The sequence below is a fragment of the Actinomadura sp. NPDC048955 genome (genome assembly GCF_040649435.1).
In the GTDB taxonomy this organism is placed as follows: Bacteria; Actinomycetota; Actinomycetes; order Streptosporangiales; family Streptosporangiaceae; genus Spirillospora; species Spirillospora luteofluorescens.
On record NZ_JBEZJI010000160.1, the window covers coordinates 1 to 3,048 of the forward strand.

At 72.0% G+C, this 3,048-nt stretch carries 2 protein-coding genes; both read right to left on the reverse strand.

All coding sequences use genetic code 11. The features are described from left to right. Positions 1-287: 287 nt before the first annotated feature. Positions 288-1,808 carry a M28 family peptidase gene (locus tag AB0C84_RS45725; protein WP_361079107.1) on the reverse strand — a complete coding sequence of 507 codons (1,521 nt, stop codon included), beginning with the start codon at positions 1,806-1,808 and terminating at the stop codon, positions 288-290. 72 nt (positions 1,809-1,880) lie between these two features. Continuing rightward, the coding region (locus tag AB0C84_RS45730) for a M4 family metallopeptidase (protein WP_361079110.1) at positions 1,881-3,048 on the reverse strand (1,168 nt) is incomplete at its 5' end.

Consider the following 3,048-nt stretch of genomic DNA (forward strand, 5'->3'; position numbering starts at 1 on the left):
AACTTCTTTCGGCCCTGCGGCCTCCGGTCCTTCCGAATCTCGAAGTCCATCGCGACCCCTCAGCAAGGGTGTTGCGACGACCACTAGAAGGGGAGAGTGCCGGAGGGGCGTTTTCGGGCGGGGGGCGGGCCCCGTCTCGCTGGTGAACGGCCCTGGGGGTGGGGGGTCGGGCTGTTCATGAGTTGATCGCGGCGGGTGGGAGGGTGTCAACGGATCCATCCGCCACTGGATTTTCAGTTGTGTGAACGGGGCCGTGCAAAACTCTGAAACCGGCCCCTGGCCTGCGGCTACTTGGTGATCTTGAGGTTGTCGAGGCCGGCCTCGACGAGGCTGCCGGTGCCGTTGTCGGCGGCTTCGGCGATGATGCGGACGGTCTGGCCCGCGTAGGCGGAGACGTCCGCGGTCTGCGTCTGCCAGGAGCCGGCCCGGTTGGACGCCGCGCCCGCCTGGTTGAGGACGGTCGTGGAGCCGTTCGGCCCGACGACCCGCACCCGCAGGTAGTCGTCGGTGGAGCTGTTGTTCAGGTGGGCGAGGTACCAGGAGAACGACAGGGTCTTCGAGCCGGCCGGCAGCGCGATCGCGGGCGACTGGATGGTGGTGGTGCCGCCGTCGAGGTCGTTGGTCCCGGCGTCGGTTCCGGCGGCCGCGCCCGTCACGAGGGCGCCGCTGCCGCCCGCGGCGGCGAGCTGGAGGCTCGTGCCGGAGTAGCTGGTCGGCTGCGGGGTGCCGCGCTCGAAGGCGCCCGCGGTGGCGGTGTCGGTGCCGTTCGGGTTCGCGGTCCAGCCGGTGCCCGATTCGAGGTCGTCGGAGAAGACGGTGTCGCCGGGGGGTTCCGTGGTGCCGCCGTCGCCGCCGAGCGTCCAGACGGCGTGGGCGATGGCGTCGGCGTTGCGGTCGAGCGCCGTGTCGTCGATGTTGGACGTGGTGTCGCACGACGAGTGGTAGCAGCGGTCGAACGCGACGCCGGCCTGGCCGCCCCACAGCTGCGCCTGCTGGGTCGTCTTGCGTCCCTCGGCGCCGGTGAACAGGCCGCCGGCGGCGATCCCGTACCGGATGAACGGCCCGTAGTCGGAGCGGCCGTCGAACGCGGTGTCCTGGACGGGCACGTTGATCGACTGGAAGTGGGCGCGCAGCGTCTGCTCGATCTCGGCGGATCCGGCGGGGCCGCCGCTGCCGCTGGAGCCGTCGCCGTCGTAGGCGAAGTAGCCGGGGTTGGGGGAGCCGACCATGTCGAAGTTCAGATAGCCCTTGATCTTCGACCGCTCGGTGGAGGGGAGGTTGTTGACGTAGTTGGTCGAGCCGACGAGGCCGAGCTCCTCGGCGCCCCACCAGCCGAACCGCAGGTGCCGCTTGGGCGCGTACCTCTCGCGGGCGACGGCGAGGGCGACCTCCAGGTTCGCGGCGGAGCCGGAGCCGTTGTCGTTGATGCCGGGCCCGGCCGTGACGCTGTCGAGGTGCGCGCCGGTCATGAGGATGTTGTTCGTGTCGCCGCCGGGCCAGTCGGCGATGAGGTTGTAGCCGGTGGAGCCGTTGTAGGTGAACGACTGGACGCTCGTCTGGTATCCGGCGGCGTCCAGCTTGCCCTTCACGTAGTCGATCGAGGCGCGGAAGCCGGTGCGGCCGTGCGCGCGGTTGCCGCCGTTGGCGGTGGCGATGCTCTGCAGCTGGGACAGGTGCGCCTTGACGTTCGCGAGCGGGATGTCGGGGGCGGCCAGCGTGGCGGGCGCTGCCGCCGCGCCCGAGGGGGCGAGCAGGGCCGACGCCGCGAGGGCCGCCGCGCCCAAGGCCGCGATCATGCGCGATCTCATGCGTTCCTCCAGGTAGGGGCGCGGCCCGCGACGGGGGAGCGGGCCCCGTCACGGGCCGCGGGCGGGGGGCGGTCAGGCCTTGGTGACGGAGACGTTGTCGATGCCGGCCTCGACGAGGCTGGCGGTGCCGTTGTCGGCCGCTTCGACGAGGATGCGGACCGACTGGCCGGCGTAGGCCGACAGGTCGTACGTCGCCGTCTGCCACGCCCCGGCCTTGTTGGCCGCGGCGCCGCTCTGGTTCAGCACGGTGCTCGACCCGTTCGCGCCGACGACGCGGACGCGCAGGTAGTCGTCGGTCGAGCTGTTGTTGAGGTAGGCGAAGTTCCAGGAGAACTTCAGCGACAGGGTGCCGCTCGGCAGGCTGATCGCCGGGGACTGGACGCTGCTGACGCCGCCGTCGAGGTCGTAGGTCCCGGCGTCGGTTCCGGCGGCCGCGCCCGTCACGAGGGCGCCGCTGCCGCCCGCGGCGGCGAGCTGCAGGCTGGTGCCGGAGTAGCTCGTCGGCTGCGGGGTGCCGCGCTCCCAGCGGCCCGCGGTGGCGGTGTCGGTACCGTTCGGGTTGGTCGTCCAGCCCGTCCCGGACTCGAGGTCGTCGGAGTAGACGGTGCCGGGCTGGCCCTGCCCGACGGTCAGCGTGTAGGTGGCCGTGCGGTCGACGGACGCGCCGTCGGCGAGAACGGTCAGCTTGTAGGTGCCGTCAGCGGTCCCGGCCGGGACGGTGACGGTCATCGTGGACGACTGGCCCGAGGTGATCGTGGCCGGGGAGAACGACGCGGTCGGGCCGGACGGGCTGCTCGTCGCCGACAGCGAGACCTGCTGGGCGGTGCCGCCGGTGGTCTGGGTGGCGACCGTGGCGGTCGCCGTCCCGCCCGCCTGGGCGCTGCCCGAGCCGGGGCTCAGCGTGACCGAGAAGTCGTTCTGCTGGGTGCCGCAGGACGCCTCGCCGCTCTGCGCGGGGACGTTGATCGCGCTCCACGCGGCCTTCACCGCGTTGCACTCGGTGGCCGAGCCGGGGAACAGCTGCAGCGCCGCGTTGATCGTCTCGACGCGGGCGCGGGCGTGGCTCCAGCTCGTCACCTTGCGGTTCAGGCCGCCCATGAAGATCTGGCCGGCCTTCTGGATGCCGATGCCGGTGACGGTGGAGCTGTTGCAGGTCGGGCTGGTCGGGTTGCCGTTGGACGGGTTCGAGCCCTCCGCGAGCAGGTAGAACCAGTGGTTCTGCGGGCCGGCCGCCGCGTGC